This is a genomic window from Microcystis sp. LE19-41.2A, from assembly GCF_027530405.1.
GTDB lineage: Bacteria > Cyanobacteriota > Cyanobacteriia > Cyanobacteriales > Microcystaceae > Microcystis > Microcystis aeruginosa.
In genome coordinates this window covers 1-23,048 of the sequence record NZ_JAPZQJ010000510.1, presented here as the reverse complement: position 1 = coordinate 23,048, position 23,048 = coordinate 1, and the positions used below count along the sequence as shown (strand labels likewise).

Annotated in this window: 15 protein-coding genes; 1 reads left to right on the top strand and 14 read right to left on the bottom strand. The window is 43.4% G+C overall.

All coding sequences use genetic code 11. The features are described from left to right. Positions 1-165 precede the first annotated feature (165 nt). Positions 166-4,353, top strand: a complete 4,188-nt coding sequence (locus O9290_RS21390; RefSeq protein ID WP_288057366.1) for a TIR domain-containing protein — start codon at positions 166-168, stop codon at positions 4,351-4,353. A 24-nt stretch (positions 4,354-4,377) separates the two neighbouring features. On the opposite strand, the gene O9290_RS21385 is transcribed toward O9290_RS21390, so the two are convergent. From O9290_RS21385 to iolE, 14 genes are all read right to left on the bottom strand, one after another. Then, positions 4,378-5,046 carry a pentapeptide repeat-containing protein gene (locus O9290_RS21385; protein WP_288057363.1) on the bottom strand — a complete coding sequence of 223 codons (669 nt, stop codon included), beginning with the start codon at positions 5,044-5,046 and terminating at the stop codon, positions 4,378-4,380. A 236-nt stretch (positions 5,047-5,282) separates the two neighbouring features. After that, positions 5,283-5,723 (bottom strand): hypothetical protein, encoded by a 441-nt coding sequence (locus tag O9290_RS21380; RefSeq protein ID WP_002762519.1) that lies wholly within the window; start codon positions 5,721-5,723, stop codon positions 5,283-5,285. A 57-nt stretch (positions 5,724-5,780) separates the two neighbouring features. Further along, positions 5,781-6,863 (bottom strand): ferritin-like domain-containing protein, encoded by a 1,083-nt coding sequence (locus O9290_RS21375; protein WP_288057361.1) that lies wholly within the window; start codon positions 6,861-6,863, stop codon positions 5,781-5,783. Positions 6,864-6,908: 45 nt separating this feature from the next. Continuing rightward, a complete protein-coding gene (locus tag O9290_RS21370) occupies positions 6,909-8,738 on the bottom strand; it encodes a GMC family oxidoreductase (protein WP_288057359.1) in 1,830 nt (609 codons plus the stop codon). A gap of 46 nt (positions 8,739-8,784) precedes the next feature. After that, positions 8,785-11,337, bottom strand: coding sequence for an alpha-L-rhamnosidase-related protein (locus O9290_RS21365; protein WP_288057357.1), 2,553 nt, complete (start codon positions 11,335-11,337; stop codon positions 8,785-8,787). 31 nt (positions 11,338-11,368) lie between these two features. After that, on the bottom strand, positions 11,369-11,593 hold the full coding sequence (locus O9290_RS21360; RefSeq protein ID WP_002762514.1) for a hypothetical protein: 225 nt from the start codon (positions 11,591-11,593) through the stop codon (positions 11,369-11,371). A 466-nt stretch (positions 11,594-12,059) separates the two neighbouring features. Beyond that, entirely contained in the window at positions 12,060-14,501 is a 2,442-nt protein-coding gene (locus O9290_RS21355) for a glucan 1,4-alpha-glucosidase (RefSeq protein ID WP_288057356.1), read from the bottom strand. Positions 14,502-14,659: 158 nt separating this feature from the next. After that, positions 14,660-16,081, bottom strand: a complete 1,422-nt coding sequence (locus tag O9290_RS21350) for a Dyp-type peroxidase (protein WP_288057354.1) — start codon at positions 16,079-16,081, stop codon at positions 14,660-14,662. A gap of 68 nt (positions 16,082-16,149) precedes the next feature. Then, positions 16,150-17,160, bottom strand: a complete 1,011-nt coding sequence (locus tag O9290_RS21345) for an L-dopachrome tautomerase-related protein (RefSeq protein ID WP_288057352.1) — start codon at positions 17,158-17,160, stop codon at positions 16,150-16,152. A gap of 94 nt (positions 17,161-17,254) precedes the next feature. After that, entirely contained in the window at positions 17,255-19,216 is a 1,962-nt protein-coding gene (locus O9290_RS21340; RefSeq protein WP_288057349.1) for a galactose oxidase early set domain-containing protein, read from the bottom strand. A gap of 14 nt (positions 19,217-19,230) precedes the next feature. Further along, positions 19,231-20,259 (bottom strand): sugar phosphate isomerase/epimerase family protein, encoded by a 1,029-nt coding sequence (locus tag O9290_RS21335; RefSeq protein ID WP_288087519.1) that lies wholly within the window; start codon positions 20,257-20,259, stop codon positions 19,231-19,233. Between the two features lie 61 nt (positions 20,260-20,320). Next, on the bottom strand, positions 20,321-20,710 hold the full coding sequence (locus tag O9290_RS21330) for a DUF4904 domain-containing protein (RefSeq protein ID WP_002762506.1): 390 nt from the start codon (positions 20,708-20,710) through the stop codon (positions 20,321-20,323). 34 nt (positions 20,711-20,744) lie between these two features. Then, positions 20,745-21,218: a YybH family protein gene (locus tag O9290_RS21325; protein ID WP_288057346.1), complete on the bottom strand. Its 474-nt coding sequence runs from the start codon at positions 21,216-21,218 to the stop codon at positions 20,745-20,747. A gap of 194 nt (positions 21,219-21,412) precedes the next feature. Continuing rightward, complete coding sequence (iolE, locus tag O9290_RS21320) at positions 21,413-22,576, bottom strand: myo-inosose-2 dehydratase (protein ID WP_288057344.1); 1,164 nt, start codon at positions 22,574-22,576, stop codon at positions 21,413-21,415. Between the last annotated feature and the right edge of the window lie 472 nt (positions 22,577-23,048).

The window sequence follows — 23,048 nt, the reverse complement described above, 5'->3', positions numbered from 1 at the left end:
AAATTAAAGCAGCTCTAAAGAGTTTTGAGTTAAAAGTTAAACTTCAAGTTTTCATTCAGGACAAATGTACTGATTAACTAATTTTTTGGGGAAAATTAGTTAACCCATCATTATAACATATAATTAATTTGCAAGAGTTCTTCTAAAGTTCACAGGGGGAGTAAAATGAAAAATTTCTTTGATGTCTTTATTTCCTATGGACGGGCTGATAGTAAAACTTTTGCTATTAAGCTTAATCAAAGGTTGGCAGCACAAGGCTTAAACGTCTGGTTCGACCAAGAAGATATTCCCTTGGCTGTGGACTATCAAGAACAGATTAATGATGGCATCGAGAGGACACATAACTTTATTTTTATCATCGCCCCTCATTCGGTTAATTCGCAATATTGCTTCAAAGAAATTAATCTAGCGATTAAGTACAACAAGCGCATTATTCCTCTGCTTCATGTTGAACAAATTAGCCAAGAAACTTGGCGGCAAAGAAACCCAGATAAAACTGAAGCTGACTGGCAAACATATCAAGCCGAGGGAAGGCATTCTAGTTTTCCGAATATGCCCCCAGCGATCAGCAAAATCAACTGGATCTATTTCCGAGAAGAAATTGATGATTTTGAAAGCTCTTTTGCTGGTTTGATCGGTGCGATTGATCAGCAGCAACACTATGTCCAGAAGCACAGTATTTTTTTAGTTAAAGCCTTAAATTGGTTAAGGAATCAGAAGCAAACTAATTATCTGTTAATTGGCGAAGAGAGACAGGCAGCAGAAAAGTGGTTAAAACATAGATTTACTGAGGAACAGCCGCCTTGCTTGCCCACGGACTTACACTGCGAATTTATTAGCGAAAGTAGTAAAAATGCTAATAATTTGATGACACAGGTTTTCCTGTCATCGTCAGAAAAAGATAATGCCATCAAGGAGAAAATTCGCAAGACTCTGATGCGCGAAGGCTTTACCGTCTGGACTAATCAGACGGATATTAAAACGGGAACTGCCTTTCAGGAGCAAATTAATAAAGGTATTGAAGGGGCGGATAACTTTGTTTATTTAATATCTCCAGAAGCCCTGCAATCATCATACTGTTATCTAGAACTTGCTCACGCTTTTGCTACCAACAAACGCATTATTCCTCTGCTGATTGAAAAGACCGATATTGAGTTAATCCCCTCCCAGTTACAGAAATTACAATTTATTGACTTAACTGAATATGAAGATCGGGAAAAATATCGCAGTAGTATCGATAAATTATTGAAGGAATTAAACAGTGATGTTGCTTATCATGAAAGTCATAAAGTGCTGTTAGTCAAAGCCTTGAAATGGCAGCAGCAAACCCACAACCCTAGTGTCCTATTGCGAGGCTATAATCTCCAACATTTTGAAGCTTGGCTGAAGGTAGCTAAACAGCGAAAAGAATCCCCTCCCTTACCGCTACAGGAAGAATTTATTATCGCTAGTCTCAATCAACATAAACCATCTTCTTTAGAAGTTTTTATCTCTTATTCTCGTGCCGATTCAGATTTAGCAAGAAGATTAAATGAGGCTCTGACTTCACTCGGTAAGCTCACTTGGTTCGATCAAGAAAGTATCGCTTCGGGAGAAGATTTTCGGCGAGAAATTTATCAAGGCATTGAAATTTCCGACAACTTTGTATTTATCATTTCTCCCAAATCAATCAATTCACCTTATTGTTATGATGAAGTGGAATATGCCAAAAAATTAAATAAGCGAATTATCACGATCTTACACCAAAAAGTTGCGGCCAAAGATTTGCCCCCTGCCTTAGCTAGTGTTCAGTGGCTTGATTTTAGTCAGCATGGCGGCGACTTTCTGACCAATTTTACTCAGTTAGTTAGAACCATACATACAGACAGAGATCACGTTCATAACCATAGCAAATGGTTACAGAGAGCCAAAGAATGGGAAAATAGCCAAAAAAGTGCTGACTTACTACTCCGGGGCAGTGAATTTGTCCTCGCTCAAACTTGGTTAAAGAAAATTGAGCAACAAAATAAACAACCCCCGGCAACCGAGTTACATAAGGAATTTATTCAAGCTAGTCAGACAGCCATTGAAGCGGCGGAAACAGCAGAAAAAGAACGACAACAACAGTTACTCAAGCTTCAGCAAGAACGAACCCAAGAGGTAGAAAAACGCCTAGAACAAGAGAAAAAAAATGCCAGACGGCAAAAGCAGTGGTTAGTCGTCGTCAGTTTATTCGGGGCGGTGGCGACTTGCTTGGGGTTTTTTGCCGCCTCAGAGTATCGCCAAGCAGCCATTAGCGAGATTGTCGCAGTCGGTCGAACCAGTCAAGCTTCCTTTGCCTTAAATGAACAATTGGAAGCGTTGACAGCAGCTATGAAGGCCCAGCGGCTACGAACGGATTTAGAGTCAATACCTTTCGTTAATCTACCGCCCGAGCGGAAAGATGATCTGAAAGAGATGCTCAAGATAGCCCTCTATGGCATCAAACAAGCTAATATCTTCTCAGGACATTATGGCGATGTTTTAGGAGTCAAATTTAGCCCCGATGGTGAGATGATTGCCTCCGCTAGTGCAGATAACAGGATCAAACTCTGGAAAAGAAACGGGAGTTTATTAGCCACTCTTGGTGAAAAGCGTGGTGGACACAAAGGTTCAGTAAATGCAGTGGCTTTCAGCCCCGACGGGCAACTGCTGGCCTCCGCCAGTGTGGATAACACGATTAAACTCTGGCAGCGCGATGGAACCTTAGAGAAAACTATTCAAGGGGATAAAGATGGCGTAAATGCAGTCGCTTTCAGCCCTGATGGTCAGTTGATTGCCTCTGGTGGTAACGATAAAACTGTTAAACTCTGGAAACGAGACGGCACCTTATTGAGGACGCTGGAAGGACATCGGGGGGCAGTTAAGGCAGTCGCTTTCAGCCCTGATGGCCAGTTGATTGTCTCAGGTAGTCGGGATAAAACGCTCAAACTCTGGAAACGAGATGGCACCCTATTGAGGACGCTGGAAGGACATGGGGATACAGTTAAGGTGGTCGCTTTCAGCCCCGATGGTCAGTCGATTGTCTCAGGTAGTCGAGATAAAACGCTCAAACTTTGGAAGCTAGACGATACCTCGCCGACCATCACTTTTAGTGGCCATGAAGCCTCTGTTTACGGGCTGACTTTTACCCCAGATGGTCAGCAAATAGTTTCAGGAAGTTATGACAGAACAGTCAGACTCTGGAAACTGGACGGTACTTTATTGATGACTCTCCAGGGACATAGCGATGCAGTTAATACAGTTGATGTCCGTAACTACGGTAACAACCTGGAAATTGTTTCAGGTAGTAACGACAAAACGGTTAGACTCTGGAAACCTTACAGTAAATTAGTAACAACCCTTTTTGGCCATAGCGATGTGGTGTCGGCTGTAGATTTAAATGCTGATGTAATTGTCTCAGGAAGTGCGGATAAAACGCTCAAACTCTGGAAGCGCGATGGTACACTGAGGGAGCTACTAGGACATGAAGGTTTAGTTACCAGTGTGAAAATTAGTCCTAATGGTCAATTTATTGTTTCAGGAAGTCTAGACGGAACTGTCAGAATTTGGGGGCTAGATGGTAAATTGCTCAATACCTTGAAAGGAGATACTGGTGGTGTTCACTCTGTAGCAATTAGCCCCAACGGTAAGTTAATTGTCTCAGGAAATTGGGATAAAACGCTTAAAATCTGGCGGCTAGATGGGAAATTACTGAATAACCTCAAAGGACACACTGATGGTGTTCAAGCAGTGGCGATTAGCCCAGACGGCAAGTTTATTGCTTCTGGAAGTGCGAGTAATAGCATCAAAATCTGGCAGATAGATGGCCATGGCACTTTGCTAAGTATTGTCACTCTCAAAGGACATCCAAGTTCCGTTTTAGGGGTTGATTTTAGCCGAGACGGTCGAATGCTCGTTTCTGGAAGTGGCGACAATACTATCAAACTCTGGAAGACTGATGAAAAGGGACAATGGCTTCCTTCCTCTGTTAGAACCATCGAAGGACATTCTAATTCGGTGTTGGACGTTAAATTTAGCCCCGACGGACAACAAATTGCTTCGGCTAGTGCTGATGATACCATTAGAATTTGGCAACTTGACGGTACTTTAGTGAATATGCTGCCGGGGTTTGGGGCTGATGTTAACGCCATCCATTTTAGTCGAGACGGTAAAACTCTTGTCTCCGGGAGCAGCAACAAAACAGTAATTATTTGGGATTTGGCTCGCCATTTAACACCTAAAGATATCCAAAGATACGCTTGCAAGTGGTTAAAGGATTATTTACAGCATAACCCCGAAGTAGAAGAGAGCGATCGCCGCCTTTGTGACAACATCTTCGGCGACGATCATTAAAATGGGTCTAGGTGTGAAGTTTAACTACTGATAGGCACCAAACTTAGAGACATCTCCATTATAAATAGTCTCGTTAGGCATTACTGCCTTAAATAAATCTGCTCCAACAAACTTAGCCCCCTTCAGATCAGCCTTGGCTAACTTGACATATCTCATGGTTGCTTCCGAAAAATCCGTCCCCGATAAATTAGATCTGGATAAAATCGCATTTTTGAATTGGGCATTTTTGGCCACGGCATTGGACATATTCGCATCAGAAATGATGGCAGATTCTAGATCAGCCTCTGTTAAAGTCGCATCTACCAAAATTGCCTGATCCATCACAGCATTAGACAAAACTGCTTCTGAGAGATCGGCCGCCGTTAGATTAGCCGCTGATAAAGTGATATCCGAGAGATCGGCCTTGGAGAGATTAGCTCCTGTTAGATTGGCTTTTCCCAGCTTTGCCTGTCTAAGTAAGGCTCCTGATAGATTGGCTCCCGAAAGATTTACCCCAATCAGAGCACTACCATACAAATATTTATTCGATAAATCGGCTCCCGATAGATCGCATCCATTACATTCGTTAGTCAGCAGCAATTTCGAGTAATCCGTAGCAACGAAAGCATTGGCAGGCAAACTAAAGAGGGTTAAACAAAAGAGAATTGTGATCACCACAGCCGACAATTGACGAAACCAAAATTTCCTGTTCATTTTTCACTTCTAATTAAGCATTTTTTTGGACAATAAGAGGCGCACTAGCTGACACCGATCTTTCAGGTACAGCGCAGTACTTCAAGCCAACCGAAATTATTTGGCGTTGCTGAATTAGGGGATGAATTGATAATTGTCGATTTTAGATTGTGAGAACGCCTTGTCAATATTGACTTTATTCTGTTCCCTGTTTCCTTAATCCTACTTTCATCTCTTCATTCAGCAATGCCCATTAGTTAACTAAGTTTGACAGAGGGAGGATCACTCCAAGTCCCATACCCTTGTGCTTTCGCTCCGGGGGGATTAACTCCGATCGCCGACCACACAAGTGCTTCAGGATAGGCATAGGGAGCGGCAATAAAAGTGCTATCATTTACCGGAATCCCAAACCGTTCCCGCCATGCGGAGGGAAGTTGTTCCCAAGTAGCGATGTACCAGAGTTTGATAATGTTACGGGCGATGGGTCCTAGTTTTCCTGATGTCAAAACCGCCTCCACACCCTGATCATGAAAGGTTTGCAGTAATTCCTCAAATATTTGGCCACCAACGACACCCCGAACTGTATCAAAGTAAAGGGCAGCTTGGCCTGTGCCTTGCAGATGAAACTGAGAAAATCCAGTAACCGCTGCCGAGAACTCCAAGAAATACCCAGTAAACTCAGGTTTATCAATATTCACTGGTGATTGACCTCCACAAAATTTTGAACTCCATTTTGAACTTCATGGTGCTGACATTTAGTAAATCGGGGCGGCATTAACCCCGTCTTTTCCCGGAATGGGATTGCGAATTAACAGATTAGCCAAGTCTCTGAGTTTGAACATTCCCCCCACCGCAGGCAGTAATGCCTCAGGATGGCCGTTAAAGGAAAATTCAATCTGGGCGAGGAACTGAGCGTAAGCCTGCTGAAATTGCTGTCCGGCGGTATATAATTCTGAATCTTGGGGATAATCACTCAATTTGGCATTCTCCAAGACGGGATAAACCGCGTCCCAATCTACGGTAAAGGTTTTTCCGGTGGGGTGATCGGGGATATCTGACTTCAGCGGATCATCTTTATTGATCGTATAGTATTGACCTAATTTTAGTTGCTGGAAACGGTAGTAATGGGAAAGTTCCCGTTCGGCATCATAGATAGTTCCCTGGCGCGATCCCTCACCTTGTTCTTGAATTACCTTTAAAGCACGCTTGGCATTTTTGAGATTATATACCGGGATAATCTCGCCAGCACCATCGTAGTAATATTCCCGGGTAATTTGCTTTTTCGGATCGCCAGAGAATAGATTCTGCCCCTTTTGTTTGTACTCTCGATCCAACGCTTCTAAGCCTCGGATGACCTCCGCATAAAACAGCCCAATGCTGTGATAGGTGTAGGTTCGATCGTAACCAAGAATCTGCAACCATGAGCCTTGTGTCCGTCGAGGCCGCACTAAAGGTGCATCGTCAGGTACTTCTTTAGACCGTTCAATGTTGAGAAACGTCTCTACTGTTTCCGGGGAAAATTTGGCTAGGCCAACTTGAAAATCACGGGCTCCGGTAGGTAAGTAAGTCGGATAAGTGGGGATAAAATTATTGGCTGTCAGCACTCCTTTTATATTTCCCCCAACGGCATTAAATACATTGGCGACTAGGGTGAGATGCAGCATTTCCTCCACAGCAATAGCGCGAATAACATGGAAAGCTTCTAGGTTGCTTCCTGGTTTGAGGGAGTAAAGGGCGGTCATGTAAGGGGGTATGGTTGCGTGTTCTATCATCATGCCCTGAATCAGATAGTAATGCAGGTCGTCAACCGTTTGAATTAACCTTAAACGATCAGTCATCGATAATACCTCCAGTGGTAGGATTAGTAGTCTGTTGTGTCAATCTCAAGCTAAGTCCTGAAGCATCTGCTCAGAAGCTCGGAAAACCAGGGCGGCAAGAGGCAATGTTGTATTAGAACTGCCAATAGAAGGCATACTGCCGGCACCGAGTAGATAGAGATTTTCATGATCCCAAGAACGCAAATAGGAATCAACAACGGAGTTGTATTTAGTCGTTCCCATTACGTGGGTTCCTGAAAAGTGATTTCCTCCTCGGAACCAGTAGCCTTGACCCTCATACTCAAAATAGGCGGGATCTGACTTATCGTAGTGGGTATGATCTTCTGCTCCCAAGCGCTCGAAGATAGTTCGGGAAAGATTACGGGCATAAGCCATCGCCTTTTTACAGTAATCAGGGACATCAAAATGGATAACCGGACGATAATTACCGAGTTGATCTTTATATTGGGGATCGATGCTGACTCGGTTACTGGAATTAGCTGGCAATTCGCACATGAAAGCCAGTAGTAGCTGCCGTGAGATTCGGCTAATTAGTTCCTGGCGAAGTTCGGAGCCATACTTTTTATTATTATCGATCGCTTCTCGCACCACATCGGGGACACCAGTGCCTGACCATCCCCAACCATCATTGTGGATGTCAATGCCAAAGGCACATTGTTCTTTGCGGAATTCACCATTACGGAAGCTGCCAATTCCCGATGTCACCAAGGGGCCTCGCATCGTCCCCGTCACTTCGGGCATCAAAGCCCAAGCTAACAGGAAGGGATGATCCATGAGATTGCAACCCATCAGTCCACTGGTACTAGGCAAATTAGAGGACAACATCAGCATGGCATTTTCTACCGCATTAGCGGCTAGGACGAATAAACGACCCTTAGCCGTGCCAACCGTATAAGCAGGAGAGTTCTTATCCCGATAGTGCTTATACTCGATGCCACTAACACGGCCAGTTTCGGGATCGATTTCCACCCTGGAAGCGACCGCCTGAGTAAGAAGATGCACTCGTTCGGGAAAGGCTATTGTAGTCAGAGTCCTCCTGGCATCATACTTCGCTTGAGCTGGACAAATGGGAACACAATTGGCGTTTCCCTGGCATCGTTCTCCATACTCCACTGGATTTTTACCACTCAATCCAGTGGGAACGAAGTCGTTATCATGGCCGTACTCTTTGTAATCAGGGTTAGGTATGCCATTGCGACCCTGGGGAAAAGTGCTAAGTTTTAATTCGATCTTTTTGCCATTGAGTTCCACTGTCGTCCCCTGAATTTTCTGACGCACTTTCTTATCCAAGTAAGAAGGGGGCATTTCCCGCATGGGAAAGACATAGTCATCGTGTTCAAAAGTGATGCCTAACTCCCTTTCTTCTGCTGCATTTCCAGCAACCCCAATCTCGTACTCTGCTTGGCGGTAGTACTTCCAAAGCTCTTGATCGGTAATTGGCCAGTCAAGACCTTGTCCGTACTTGCTGCGTAACTTGAAATCATCGGGTAACATCCGTAGGGATTTTCCTTCCCAGTGCATAGTGGTTCCCCCTAAAATCCTGGTATAGGAACCGCTCAAGGGTAGGTTGCCTTTCTCTTCAAAGTAGCGAACAACATCATCCGTCGGACTAAGGGCATTAGGATTCAAGGGATAGGGGGAGTTACCGTGCTTGATTACCGAACTGTAGAAAGTTTCAAGGTAACTTTGATAGCCCTCAAGGGTTAAACCTTCACCGGTTCCCGCCTCCAGAATTAAAACGCGCTTTCCCTGTTCACTTAATTGTTTAGCAGTAATCGCTCCTGCGATTCCGCCGCCGACGATGACAGCATCGTAGTTTGTTTGAGAGACGGTCTGCCAATCAACTAATTTCACACCAGTTTGACTTTGACTCATTATGTTACTCCTGAAGGGTTGCTTTTCAAATCTCTAAGTCATTTTGTTAGATAATCTTTCCCGAGAAGGAAAGAAGTTTAACTGCGGCGATATTGACATAATTATAACTCCCGCTTACACCTCCAATACCATTATTGCCTGTGTAGTTTTTATAGTGAGCGAAACTAGACATATTAACTGCCTGCTCGTCGCTAAAAATCTTAATCGTGTAACTATGTCCAGCACTCAAGTCAACCTTAGTCAAAATTAAGGATGACTCTAGCCAGCGATCCCAGTTGCCAAGCTGGGGCATCACCAGATAACTATCAGCAACTATTGTATCAGTTTCTGAATCTTTTATTTGCAGTCGTTTGACGGCACAAGTAACTCCTGTATTAATTGGTCCAGCACCATTTCCAGCTATCACCTGAATACCATGAGGGCCGCTATACTTGGCCTTGATATCGACGGTTAAACTATCATTTGGCCTGCCCCAATTATCAAAATGTGCTTGCCCATGCGCTTGGGAACAATTACCGCCAATCGCCCTAAAGTCTTGGGCTGTAACCGAATAAACCCGCTCAGAATTGACTCCCCAATAACAAAAAGGTTTAGCCCGTTGGGAAATAGTTCCACTGTTAAGATAAACACTTTCCATTGTATAGCAGTAGCTTGGCGATTGGCTGCCTTTAGCATCTGGATCTTGCCAGGAGCCGCTGGGGTCAGAAATCTTAATTTTTTCCGCCACCAACCGGCCATCCCTATAAACATTTACCACCACCTCGTCAGTATTTTCCTGATTCAAATTAAAGAAAATTTCTAAGTTACCTTGACTAGCGGTGATCGCTTCGATTACTGGTGGGCGAGGAGCATATCTTTTTCGATAGTCTTGTAAATCATCAACTAAATTAATTGAGGCACTTTGCACATCTTGATCGACTAAATTTACCTCAATAAAATTCTCAGATGCCAGCATCGATTCAGCAATTTCTCCGACAACTAACTCCTGGTTGAGATAGACTTCTCTTAGGCTGTATGCCCCCTTATTTTCCCCATTAATCGGGGGTAAATTGATCACGATATTGATTTGATGACCTCGATAGGGCAGGCGATTGAGAACTAATTTCTGGGAGTCAGGGAAGAGAGTATTGCGTAACTCTCTTGTGATAAAAGGAGAAACACTAAATCCCGCATCGGTCCAAGATAATCCAAAAATTAGCTCATGGACCATAGACAGATAGCCGGCCACCGACCAAAGCTGACGGGGTGAATTAACCACAGGTTCTTTGGCTGGTTGATTTTGCAGTTCAACTAATCCGCTCACGGCATCAAAATTTTCCATATTGGATAAGCTCAGTGCTGCTCCTCGGATTAAAGAGGTAACTCCCAGATTAACGGCTGCATCATTTTTGACTTTTTTGGCGGCTTTAAGCCAATAGGCAGTGACGAAGGGCCAGATAGCTTGGTTATGGTAAATTGGTATATCCCTTTGTTGAGGCCAGATTACCGGAGCGCCTTGTGGTAGATGAGGGTAGTTGGCGACAATTTGGGCTGCTTGGGTTTGATCGGCAATATCGAGGAGAATGGCCAGGGAACTGCCCAATAAATCGTATTGGTGAGCCGGGCCACCATCGAAAGCTGTGGTGATGAAAGTTGAATATAGCTGTTGATCCGGCAAATACAGGTGAGTGCGGATAGCTTGACGCAATTCCTCGGCCCATTTACTATACTTTTGTTTGGTTGCGGTTTCCCCTAACTCCCCGGCTAAAGATGCCGCTAAAAGTAAAGCTGAAAGATGGCAAGCATTAGTAGAGAGAGCTTTAGACATTCCAATTTGTACTGGATCTTCGGCTACCCATTGGGGATAACTTTGTTCCCGCCAATCTAAAAACGACTGTTCCCCCCGATAAAGTCCATCTTGAGGTTCAAAGATAACTTGACGATCCTGTTCGATCGTATTCTTGAGTGCTTCGTAGGCTTTTTTGGCAAAATTATCTCTTTGCTCACCTTGTAGTTGTCGTAACAGAGTCCTCGCCCCAAAAGACCAAACCACGCGATCGGTTGAGATGGGATAGCTTCCCCCAGTGCCGGTATCTTGGACAATTTGCAGTCCGCCACCTTCGCGGCGTTCGGAGAGTTTAAAGCTGAGAGAGTTTAAAGCCCGAATTGGATCGAGAACTCCTAAACCGAGATCTACAGCATAGGAAGTATCTCTTGTCCAAACATAGGTCCAAAACAAGCCCGTCTCAAAAAAGCCGCCTTCTGGTGCGGGTAATGGGTTTCCATCATTGAAAGCTCCATCACTGATCTGGTTAACTGAAGCATCCCGCACTTCTTGTAAAGCTAAAGCATAGAGAGCATCAAACCAGAGCCGATTGCTTTGGAGATTGGGACTGGAGGGCAATTCTTCAATTGTTCTTGGGTTAGGCAGATAATCTTGATAAATTTCCCTCTGAGAGTCGGATAGTTTGTTTTCAAATGGTGCAGTTGTCTCCAAAGAAAAGTGCCTTTTGTCACTTATAATGTCAACTTTAACAGTGGCATTATAAGGGTCATCTTTCCAGACATCGCTATTATTACATTGGTTGTTGTCTGGTTTTTGAAAAGAGTGATCAGCCATCAAATTTCTCCTCAAAAATTTGAATATTTTTCTATTGTTGAGGTTTATCCTCAGCGAATTTCTGAGTTACTTTCAATCCGAGAACTCCCAAAACAATCCCGACGATCGAGATATCAGGAACAAATGCTTGATCTCTGACGATATGCACAATCCAATCTGCACAAAAGCAGAGGATAACTAGCCAAGTTTGCGCTCTCACAGAAGAGAACTGTCCATTGTTTTCTTGAAAAAATTGGTTTAATAATGATAACTTCATTGTTTCTCTGGGGGTTGTTCAAAATGAATAAGTAGGGTTTGCTGAATAAATCTAAAAACCTTGTTGGGTAAGCCTTTTAGATTTTTTGTCAATCAAAAAGTACCAGTTCTGGGAGTGATCGGGGGGAAAATTCAGGGACTTTTTCCCTGAAAATTAGGTAGTTGACCACCTGAAAATCGCTAAAACCCTACACCCCAAACCCTGCCCCCATGAAAAACTTTTTGCCACAAACCCTAAGTAAGAGTTGACGCGGGATAGGAATTTACTGGTATTGCAGCCTTGAGCTTCTTAAGCAGGTTCGAGGTTTAAGCCACAAGCCGATTCTCTCCTGCCCCCGCAACAGTTATAGTCATTTCAATTAAGATTGAGAATATCAATCCCAGAGTTCCTAAGGATTTTGTCGGTCTAGAATGTATCAGACTTATCTGAAATGACTATACTTTTGGTTAGCTCATGGGCAACAAATCTATTGATATCTCGCCTTGACGATCGAGTAAGAATCCCAAATATTCTTGTCGGTCAGTGACTTGACTAACTTGATATATTCAGCATGAGTCCAAGCTAAAGGCGTTGCACTATTAGTCCCTTCTCCCGTGACGTAATTATGGGTGCTATTATCACCGACACCATCCCAAACTTGTTCGGGAAGCATGAAGCTTTCGTTGGCAAAATATTCCATAGCTCGAACATAAGTATCACGAATTTTGGCAACATCTTGATCGCTAAGGTTGCCTCCATTTTGGGCTTTGGCTAACTCAAGTTCATAATGTCCTCGTTCGCCGGTAAAGAAAGGCCAAACCCGCCCGCGGCGAAGATTTTTTAGACCATCGTTAACATCACGAAAATTGCTACCATCATTGGTTTGTTCGCCATAGCCGTCATTGCCATAGCGTCGGAATCCTGGATACTCCTTACCATCAAAAGTGAAGTTGTACTTAACCTTTAAACTCTCTTCGAGATTAGCATTATCGAAGGCACAAACAGTTTCAGCAATGTGCAGATCATCTCCTTTTCGGACACCATAACGCACCAGTTCCAAGAAACCGCCATCTAAGATTTGGCGTTCATCAGCTTTAAGAAGACTATTATTGTCGTGGATGACACTGCCATTGTTAGGATTGGCGTCAGGGCTAACTCTGAGCAGATATTGACCAGATTCTTGACAGGGGGTAGCCCGTCCAGTGGTGGTAAACATAAAGTTATCCACATTCTTTTGATATTCATCTGCTTGTTTCAAATAGAATGCGGCCGCACCGGGATCATTAGCTGCATTTTGAGCAATATCAGCCGCTGCCACTAACCCAGTAATCTCTGCGGCTATAGTGGAAGGGGAATAGCCCGATTGTTCTTCCCAGCGTTCTTGATGGGTTTGGGGTGGATTAATCTGGCGCTGATTTGATTGATAACCACTGCTGGTATTGATACTAATATTTACCTGGCCGCCATTAGCGAGAAATTCGGCGGCGGGTTTCAACATCGTGGGATACCAGTTACTGATTTGACTATCCGAGAGAATTCCGGCTTTCCATAATTTCCAACCTAACATAATGGGCATCGCCGTTTGATCCATCTGGACTCCTACCCACTCTAATTCGCCATCAACGTGGGTTTTTTGTAAAAACCAACCGGTAGCGCCGGAGTTACCCGGAGTGTCTGATTTTACTTGGACTTTTGGCAGATATTTAAAAGCCGCTAAGGGGGTTTCTCGATCTCCTAAAGCTAACAAAGCCATAGCCGCCTGATAAAAGTCTCTCGGCCAAACTGCCCGATAGCCGGTGGCAAAGCCATCAGCATTAACGGTATCTCCCCAAGGAACAGATAAAGAAGCAATTAATGCCCCAGCATTTTCTTTGTCTTCCATTGTTTTCAGGGTAAAAGCACTAGCATAAAGCTGTTTACCGTTGTCGCCAGTGTTGGCAATCATAGCGGGCATATTGCTAAGGCTGGCTAGATAATCTTCCCATCCTACGGCACTACCTTTGCCATTGTATTTCGCCAATAAGCTGTCGTAACCCTCAGTTAAAGAAGCGTCTGCTTGTGCTGTTGCTTGAGCGTAACTGCTGCCAAAGCCGACGACAAGATTAAAAGTGGAGGTTTGACCTTGATTGAGGGTAGGCAATTGGGCCATCATCGCCACATTGCCTGGCTGATTTTGATTGGTATAATCATAGGTCCAGTCCATGACTCCATCTTTCATTAAATCTTGATAGCCATCACTGTTACCAACATATCCAGCCGAGGTTTTAACAAAAGGAGATGAACTTTTTAAACTCAGGTAAACAGTCTCACCTTCGCGAGCATTGAGGCTATCGTTTCTGACAAAAGCCACATCTTGACTCCCGGTATTATTCAGGTGGGGATTAATGAGAATATAGGGAGTAATATTATCCTCATTGGCAGTCAAGATCACTTTCGTAAACAAAGTTTGGCGATCGGGGTCGGTAAAGATGTGCTTTTCAATGGTGTATTTGCCATTTTTAGCAGTATTGACGACACGATAGGCGGGAGACAGAGGCCGACCGCCGCTATCCTTATCGAGATAGTCAACCTTGCTGTTAGTATCAGTTTTTTCTTGATTGAAAAAACCGTTGCCCGTCACCAAGAATTGTAAGTCGTTGATCTGAGCGCGATCAATTTCTCCATAGGCAGTTTCCGTGACAATGCCTTGAGCGATGGAAAACCAAACCTTGGAGATGGCATTCGTCGGGCCATCATCTTTATAGCTGCTATTGACATACTGCTCATAGGAAGTGCCAATGCCTTGCTTTCCGGCATAGGACCAAAGGGAGGGAACACCGGGGGCGCCAGGTGCTACCCCTCCGCCAACTGCCCAAGCAAGGTTTGTTCCTAAGAAGAGAACAGAGCAAAGGGCAATTAAGCTAACTAATAAACAACGTTTCAGGTTCATGGGAGTAATCGTAGATGGGGTTAAATCAAATTGACTGGGTAATGTTCAAGGTATTTTTGCGGTTCAAGGGTGGAAGTTTCGGATCTACAACGTTGCTCCGATAGATGAGGTTTGCTCTCGCATCCGCAATACTTGATTAGCAATGATTACTCGTGGCTTCACCCTTCGGGCAAAGGCTGTAATTCTTTCAAAAAACTCAGGCTAGGGGCAAAGAAATATTCGCCGCCTTTCATGTTAACCCAAAGTTTGAACTTGTATTCTTCTGTTTCTGATTTGCCCCATTTTTTCGGCCATTTCTGAGTGCCTTCGGGTTGACCGATCAAGGGATCGGGACCAACATTGACTTGGACAAAGTTTTTCGGATTAGCCCATCTTGCTTGCATAAAATTAAATTGATTTTCAATACTAGATTGAAAGCAAATGAACAGTAATCCTGAGTCCTTTTCGGGTTCTTTTGTGGCATCATTTTCTCCATAACTAACTGCCCGGCGGGTAATTCGGTGGTTTTTTTCGATCTTTAAGGCTTCGTTAAAACCGGGAGAAGACTCCACTATCCCCGTATCTCCCCGAGGGTTTGTTTTGCGAATGTGGGCGTGAAATGGGCACTTTGTCGCCGTTTGATCCTGATCGTAATTGAAGTTGTTAGTGGGTGTAACTGGAGAAGTTGGCATATCCGAGAGAGTAACTGGAGTTCCGTCCTGGAAACGGCCCACAATCAGGGCTCCTGCTAAGTCATCGTTGATGTTTAGAGTTTGAGCTAGTTGGTGCTGATCCTGGCGAAATGCTTTCACATTTTGTTCAAGTTTTCGATAAACCAAATAACTACCATAACTATCTTCAGTTCGTCCATTAGGATCCCTGACTAAAACAACATCTAGAGATGCCCGCGGATCCCATTGTTTAAAATCCCGGTCATCGCGTAGTGAGTTGTCAATATCTCGCTTCAAAAATAAAGGCTGACTCACACCATCAACAAAGCCAAAATGCTCGATGATTTGTCCGGCTTGATTTCTTAAGATAAAGCCATTATCTCGATGAACAATTTCAGCTATTTGGCACAATTGTGCCTCTATTTTCTTGACGGCTTCCGATAAATCGAGGCTACTGTCATCGGCCACCAGTATTAAAGCGTCAATTTGAGTTTGAAAGCCGTTTTCCCACTGGTCAACTGGTGGATCTCCTAAAAAACTTCTGATGTCATCATTTTTCATCCCCATGCGAAATGGCTGATCTGAGGGAATTTGGTAGGGTTCGATTTTTAGGTATTCATAACCCTTACGAGATAAAAAGAAATTGGCAAACAAGCCACCCGATACTTGTTGGGTTCGGTATAGACGAGCCTCATCTGACTGTTCTTTGGCAGATTTTAGATATTGTTGGGCAAAAGTTTGAATCCACGTTCTGACTGGATTAGTCAGATCTGGTTTGAATTGTAAAAACAGATGGGTGCTATAGTCTCGTCCATGTCCCCGAAGAATATTGCCTTGTAAATCTTCCAGTAAAATCTGGTATTTACCAAGCTCTTCAGGATCAATGCCATTTTCGGGTAAGGTGTTTAAGTCTGCTTCTGTAAGTGCCATCGATTAACTCCTCTATTTAGGTTACAGTTTTGACAAGTTGAAACTAAATATTTTTACCGATTTATACCTCACGATTGCGAAAGTTTTAGACGAAAAATATAATAAGGTGGATGGGAAGAATCTTCCCCTGCGTTGAGAGGTGGTGAACGATTTAATTGATTACAATCCACATATAAATAACCATCGGATCCCAAGGTTAAACAATCAGTCCAAGACAATCTTTCATCATTTACTAGCAGTTGGTAGCGGCGATCTGGTGTAATCACCCCGATGCCATTAGCTGCTAAGTCTCCCAGATAAATATTGTTGTCTTGGTCAATAGTAATACCGTCACAAATTGGCTTATCGCTATATCGTTCAATTTTACTGCCCAGTTCAGCTTCACTTAAATTGGGGTTGCTCAGATCCTCACTCCGAATACGATACATACTGGTATGGTGCATTGGGCTTAAATAAACCCATTCATTGGCTGCATCCAAAACAATGCCATTGACACCCAAATGAGGACGAATCAAACTGCCATCAGATTGTTTAATTTGTACTGGTGTTCCATCAATCACCAGATCGATATCTTCTGGTATAATACCGGGGTATCCTTGCAAAATACGAGAAGCTAAGCCCGTTTTCAAATCAACCCTAATCAAAGCCGCTAATTTTTCTGGAGCCGGATCGGAAATATAGACGAAATTACGGGTCAGATCTATGACCAAATCATTAACAAAAGAATTATTGAGAGTGATTGGTGGGGGCAAATAAATTACCCGCGCTAATTGATTATTTTGGGTATCCCAAGCAACTACTTTAGGGGTTGACTGGCTTTGATTGCCATTATCTAACATCCACACAGTTCCCTTAGCATCTGACTTGATACCTAAGACGGTATCAAAGGTAATGATTGTCCCACCCGACTGATTGGGAAAGGGGATTAAACCCTCTTTAGTTAATTCCGCTACCCGCATTTCAGGGTTATAAAATTGGTGCAGGCTAAGAATAAGCCGGCCATCTGGGGTTAGGGTTATGTTACCTGGAGCAAAGGGCAATTCTGCCACTACTTCTAAGCTATCAGATAGATATTTCATCAGCAGAATTTCTCCCAATTGATCAAAAAGAGTATTTTTTTTAATCGAAAACTTTCCTTGATTATTGTGCCTTGGATTGCCGATTTTTAGCACCTCAAGCCCCAAGCTTGACCATTTTGGCGTGAGATGGCTTACCCACATCATTAAGGTAGAACATCATGTAGTAGCCCGGTGGGTAAAGATTGGGACTGATTGACACTTTAAAGTCAATGGCAGACTCATCCCCCAAAGTGACCTTTTCTACCGCCAAATCAGCTAATCTTTGCCCAAAATCAAAAGAATGAGTGACTGAACCGAGTTTAACTAGAACTAGAGAGCCTTTTTCCGTGGCGTTCTTTACAGAAATGCTACCAGATTGGCCGTAGTTAAGCTCTTCAGTAGCTTTGACAATTTCTGGGCGAGGACCAGACTTAAATAAATAAGGAGGACTGAAGATCTCTCCTTGCCAAATTTCGGCTGGAACAAAAGGTTCTTTATCATTTTCCACGAAATAATGCTGAGGATCTTGATAAAAAGTATTGAGGTCAAATTCTTCAGGCTTTCCTGATTGATCATGCAGCTTGGCAAATTTAAAAAAGCTAGTCTGATCCCCTATAACGTCTACATGAACCGTGCCATCTTTTTCCCTGGCAGCGCGGTTAGCATTGCCACCTAATACTAGGACACGGGCATCTGGTAATAAAACTGCGCCATTATGATATAACCTGGGCAATTTCGCCCGCTCCAAGCTCTGGGTTTTATACCCGGCTGCTGCGGTTGCATCGGGAGTCATCAATAAAGGTTCGTAAACGGGTAGGTATTCGGGATATTGACCTCCATTAACCACTAAAATTTCTTTAGTGGGTAAAATCACCGCTTGTAAGTTAGCTCTGGGGGTCTTGAGGAAATCGGGGAATATTTCCCATTTACCATTCTTTTCGCGACTGTTTGCCGGGGAAACCCAATGTTGTAAACTAGCGACGACTTTAGCGCCTGGAAAACCCGAAGTATTACCTCCTCGGCCAAAGGCAATACTATTAGTACCAATGATGCCTCCTAGTAACAAGACATCTTCGGAGTTAGGCACTTGTAGGGCGGTCCCGTAAGCCTTGCTGGTTTCTGCCCGGTCTGGCCCTACTTCAAAACTAATAGATAATTTTCCAGTTGGGTCTTCTTCAATGCTCATCAAATAGCTTTTTTTGCTGGAATGTGGCACTAAAACTCCGGCAATACCGGCTTCATCTCCTGTGAGCAACAGCCGTCCATCGGCTAGAGGAAAAACCCGGGGATAGAGGTCTATACTATCATAAACATCTCCATTTTCTACTTTAGTATTAAAGGGACTGTTTTTGATAGTTGTAGGATCAAAATAAGAGAGTTTTTCGGTTTTGGGATCGTAAATTTCGATACTGGGATTGATTTGATTAGGACTTCCCCATTTTAAACCGGAAAGAATCACTACTTTACCATCATTCAAGGAAATTAAACTCGGATACCAGCGTCCTTCTTTCATTTCCCCTAAGTCTTTCCATTTACCGGTTTTCCAATCATATAAATTGAGTTGTTTTGTTCCCGTAAATGCACCGCCGGGATAATAACGTCCTGTTCCCCCCACAAATAAAACGTTTCCGTTCGCTAACTGTACATGACCCACACAAAAGAGATCGTTAGTTGTCTTGTGTTGTATGGCTGGGGGTGAGGGAATGCGTTCAACTTTACCTGTTTCGGGATCGAGCAGCCCTGTATTATCGACTACGTCGTCGTTTTTGACATCCACTCCCTCGGTAAATTGCGTAAATTGATCTTCTCCATTTTCTTTAACTAGCAGACTGCGAAAACTACTGCCATTGACCATCAAAACCTTACCATTGGGTAAGACTATAGTATGGACAGACTGCATTCGATTTTCTGGCGGTGGCATGGGCAAGGTTTCCCACATTCCCATGATTTCTGGGTTTCCTTTTAAGGGAGCGGCAATCGCATTTCCCAAGCCACAAATGGCAATTCCTAATGCTAAAACAAATACCAGAAAGACTGAGATAATTTTAGCTTTTTGATCAGATAAACTAAAGCCCATATTACCTCTTAAGTTTAACGATAGCTGTTGATTGTTTCAAGAATTTTTTGGCGTGTCGCTTTAATAGCAAGATCAGCAATATCATAGGCACTGAGATATTCATTGGCTGCATCTTCTCCCGGAATCCAAAACTTGCGTCGAGTCAGGCGCAATGAGTTAGTAAAAGCAGGAATAGCATTGAAAATCTCAACCGCAATTGGCCCATGATAAACCTTGAGAACTGGTTTTAAAAAAGATTGCCAAGGTAGCCAACTGGTATGAATGGCACCGCGATCTGGAGGAGACACCTGGATATAGTGGAGTCTTTCCTGTTGAGCAAGATCCTTAACTTGTTGCTCAAAAATCTCAGGACCTTCGCCATCGAGAGTTTCATGGGCGCTATCGATGACCACTCCTACTTGTTTACTAGGAACCCCCTTCAAAAACTCAATTAATTGCGATAATTTGTTCGGTCCAGATGTTTCCCAGTGGGTGATCGGTTCGATCGCTAATTTGACATTCTTGCCCTTTGCATATTCACCTAACTGATTAAGAATCGGTTGAGCGTTCTCATAGCGACCTTTTAAATAATCCTGAAGTTGATCACTCCAGATAGGCTGTTTGGTGGATTCTGTAACTGGAAAAAGACCGTAAGGGATAACAATTGGACCCATCATGATATTACCCCTTAAAGCGGCGGTGATATCAACCCGTGACTTAAGATAATCTAGAGCTTCTTGTCTTATGTCAGGGTCGGGAGAACTGGGATCGAAGCTAGGGGTAGCCCCCACATTAGTAGAAATTTTTACCTCTGTCAATCCTTCGCTGTCTAGATATGACCTTAGTTCAGTATAGTTTTTAAGATCATCCTGAGCATAATTTGTAGTTCCTGGAGGCGGAGGTGCAATGGGAAACTCGAAACCAGTGTAACCAAAATCTTGCAGTTTTTTGATATGTTCAACAACCGTTTTTCGATATTCCGAGTTATCGGGCTTTAGATCGGTAGTAAACATGAAAAAGCTTAGGTAAATATCAGGCTGAGACAAGGAGGAAGATTTGCTCATTTTTGCTATTCCCGATGATGATTTTTTTTGATTCAAAAGTCAGTGTGAATTGAAAAACGAATTAATAGCCGTTGCCCGTAAGCCATTGAATCAATCCCGCTGGATTATCGATGACCGCTTTGGGATCGAACATCGGCCAAATATAGACAAGTCCTTCTTCGTCAAGACGGAAGAAATTGTGCAGGGTGTATAGAGTGCCTTTTGTTGTTTTCATCTGCCAGACCCCACTTGCCCTCGGGTATTCAATGGTAATTGACAGGACATTTACCTCTGAGACGCGAGTAGCAACACCGCTTACAAAGTTTGACACATCTTCCGTCCCGTTGATAGTTCTCTCACTGATCGGGCTAAGAAACTGTATCTGAGAAGAGAACTGCACCTCAGAGAAATCGCCAGTTCCGAAGGCACGGAAGTAGTTGTCAATAATGTGGCGATATTCTTCCTTATCCATTTTAGCTGTCTCCAAAAATGAAAGGTTTACAAAATTATTCCGGTTTATTATTCCAGATCTGGCGACTAATTTTCCAAACATCTTGCTCTTTTTTCATTAACCATAATGCCCGAAACTTAACAGACCGTGATGGGCTGCCATCTTTCGGGCGAATTGTGGCTCGAGAAATTCCTATGACATAACCGAAATCGCCCATAACCTCGATTTCTTCAGCAGTGAAAATAGGATCGATGTCGTTCTGTGCAATCTGTTCGGCAAACCCTTCAACTATTTCAGCAATTCCCGATCGATCGGGGACTCCAGGTGCCATCCAAAGGGCATCTTTTGTGTACATATCGGCGTAAGCAGATAGCCCTCTCTCCCTAACATTGGTGGGATAGACTTCTTCAAATACGCTTCTGATTTTTGCGTGATCACTAGATTCCATGAGAGAGTATCCCATTTTGGATTGTGGATTTTGGATGGGGGGAGCGTCTGCATGAGAGAGTTTCAGGAGAAATTTTTCCATCTGTAAAAGGCAATGGTGAAAATGGGATGCTCCCTTTGATCATCTTTTGATCATCTCCCCCGCAATGGCCAAGTCAAACCGTAACCTGTCCAGAGAACTGGAATTTCACAGGCAAGTCCCTAAGCTTTAAAAGTATTGCTAGGCAGGCATCCTAGCCGCAAAAACAAAACTACAGTTTTCCCTGTGGATGGGGTTTATAAACCCGTCAGGTCGCGCAGATAAGTGCGAGCAATTACCGCGTTTTCCAAAGGATTTGTTTTGTTAGGATCTTGTTCTGCCTCGACCACTAGCCATCCTTGATAATGGGCTTTAGCAAGCTCTTGTAAGATGGGATCAAAATTAATGGCACCTTTGGGGTCTCCCGGAACGGTAAACACCCCCTTCTGGATCGAATCTAGAAAGCTAATACCATCTTTTTCGGATTCCTTTAAAACAGATTCGCGAATATTTTTTAGGTGAACGTGCTTGATCCGGTTAGCATATTCCTTGGTAACAGCTAAAGGATCAACTCCCGCATAGTATAAATGGCCGGTGTCGAGAAGCAATTTAACCTTGTCCGAATCGGTATTGGCCATTAATCGATGGATATCTTCGAGGTCTTGTACTCCCGTCCCCACATGGGGGTGGTAGCACAACTGCATCCCCTTTGACTTAGCTATTGAACCAAGTTTGTTTAATCCTTCAGTCATTTGATCCCATTGCTCATTCGTAAACGTTGGTTTATCTTTTAAAGGATCTTTGCTCTTATCTTGGTGAACGGCATAGCCCAATTCAGCAACCACAATCTGTGTACCGCCGATTTGCTTCATGAAATCCATTTGTTTGTTGAATTCCTGCAAGGTTTCAGATTCTTTCCCCTCCGTGAATTTGGTTCCTACCCAAGGTTCAGAAATCTTCAAATTACGAAGTTTTAACTCACTTTTTAATTCTGAGATTTCTTGGGGAAATTTACCTGACATTTGCGAACCTTGAAAGCCAGCTAGTGCCATTTCACTGAGAATTTGCTGGTATCTGATTGGAGGATTCAGATCAATACTAGGGTCATCACCATTGCTCCAACCTGTGGGTGTAATTCCCAGGTAGACTTCATTCTTATCAAATGTGGGATTTAAGACCGGCGTTTCACCTGAAGGGGAAACCAGAGAAACTAAAATCGGCTTAGGTTGGGCCGTAGCAGCCGTAGCGGGAAAAGCCAGGTAAGTTATCCCGATTACAAAAACAACTAACAAGACAATTAAACGACCAATACCTACCGGCTTCCATCCAGGGGGTATGTCTGCTTGCAAGACTGAAGCTAATGGAACTTCGCAGACTTTCTCTTTGCTGTTTAACGGTTTTCCTGGATTGGCATCACTCATTGTTTATCATCTTCCTTTAGTAGACTGACCAAAAGACTTAAGAAGTTTGTTGATGGCTTTTGAGAAGTTCTGAACTAGCTGAATCCCAAGGGTTAAGGTTGGGAAGCAACCTATTCGGACTTGAGTTTCAGAAGTGAGACTGAAACACAGTCTAAAAAACTAGGTCAGTTCAATATCTATGCCTGAACCCTAAAGTCTTATTTGTTCCTGATTCTTAGATTCAGTTACATTAGGAATCTACTACACCACTCCGCTAAAATTTCGTATCATAGGATACAATTTAATAATTTGTTACAAACGCTAAAACGCTAAACGCTAAACGCTAAACGCTGGGAGCATCTCACCTTTGCAATGAGCATAAATACTTAGTGGAAAAATAGGCTTTTCGAGGGTAATTCTTGTTTTAATTCTCCATGTACGCAGTCTTTAAAAGCCTCTATTTCGTTCCAAGACACGATTAAGAGTGGCTTTT

What these genes read in the sequence shown, in the direction of transcription:
- O9290_RS21375 (WP_288057361.1), bottom strand. Translation starts at nt 6,863, where the DNA reads ATGACTGATCGTTTAAGGTTAATTCAAACGGTTGACGACCTGCATTAC.
- iolE (WP_288057344.1), bottom strand. Translation starts at nt 22,576, where the DNA reads ATGAGTGATGCCAATCCAGGAAAACCGTTAAACAGCAAAGAGAAAGTC.
- O9290_RS21365 (WP_288057357.1), bottom strand. Translation starts at nt 11,337, where the DNA reads ATGGCTGATCACTCTTTTCAAAAACCAGACAACAACCAATGTAATAAT.
- O9290_RS21325 (WP_288057346.1), bottom strand. Translation starts at nt 21,218, where the DNA reads ATGGAAAAATTTCTCCTGAAACTCTCTCATGCAGACGCTCCCCCCATC.
- O9290_RS21355 (WP_288057356.1), bottom strand. Translation starts at nt 14,501, where the DNA reads ATGAACCTGAAACGTTGTTTATTAGTTAGCTTAATTGCCCTTTGCTCT.
- O9290_RS21390 (WP_288057366.1), top strand. Translation starts at nt 166, where the DNA reads ATGAAAAATTTCTTTGATGTCTTTATTTCCTATGGACGGGCTGATAGT.
- O9290_RS21335 (WP_288087519.1), bottom strand. Translation starts at nt 20,259, where the DNA reads ATGAGCAAATCTTCCTCCTTGTCTCAGCCTGATATTTACCTAAGCTTT.
- O9290_RS21360 (WP_002762514.1), bottom strand. Translation starts at nt 11,593, where the DNA reads ATGAAGTTATCATTATTAAACCAATTTTTTCAAGAAAACAATGGACAG.
- O9290_RS21370 (WP_288057359.1), bottom strand. Translation starts at nt 8,738, where the DNA reads ATGAGTCAAAGTCAAACTGGTGTGAAATTAGTTGATTGGCAGACCGTC.
- O9290_RS21350 (WP_288057354.1), bottom strand. Translation starts at nt 16,081, where the DNA reads ATGGCACTTACAGAAGCAGACTTAAACACCTTACCCGAAAATGGCATT.
- O9290_RS21330 (WP_002762506.1), bottom strand. Translation starts at nt 20,710, where the DNA reads ATGGATAAGGAAGAATATCGCCACATTATTGACAACTACTTCCGTGCC.
- O9290_RS21340 (WP_288057349.1), bottom strand. Translation starts at nt 19,216, where the DNA reads ATGGGCTTTAGTTTATCTGATCAAAAAGCTAAAATTATCTCAGTCTTT.
- O9290_RS21345 (WP_288057352.1), bottom strand. Translation starts at nt 17,160, where the DNA reads ATGAAATATCTATCTGATAGCTTAGAAGTAGTGGCAGAATTGCCCTTT.
- O9290_RS21385 (WP_288057363.1), bottom strand. Translation starts at nt 5,046, where the DNA reads ATGAACAGGAAATTTTGGTTTCGTCAATTGTCGGCTGTGGTGATCACA.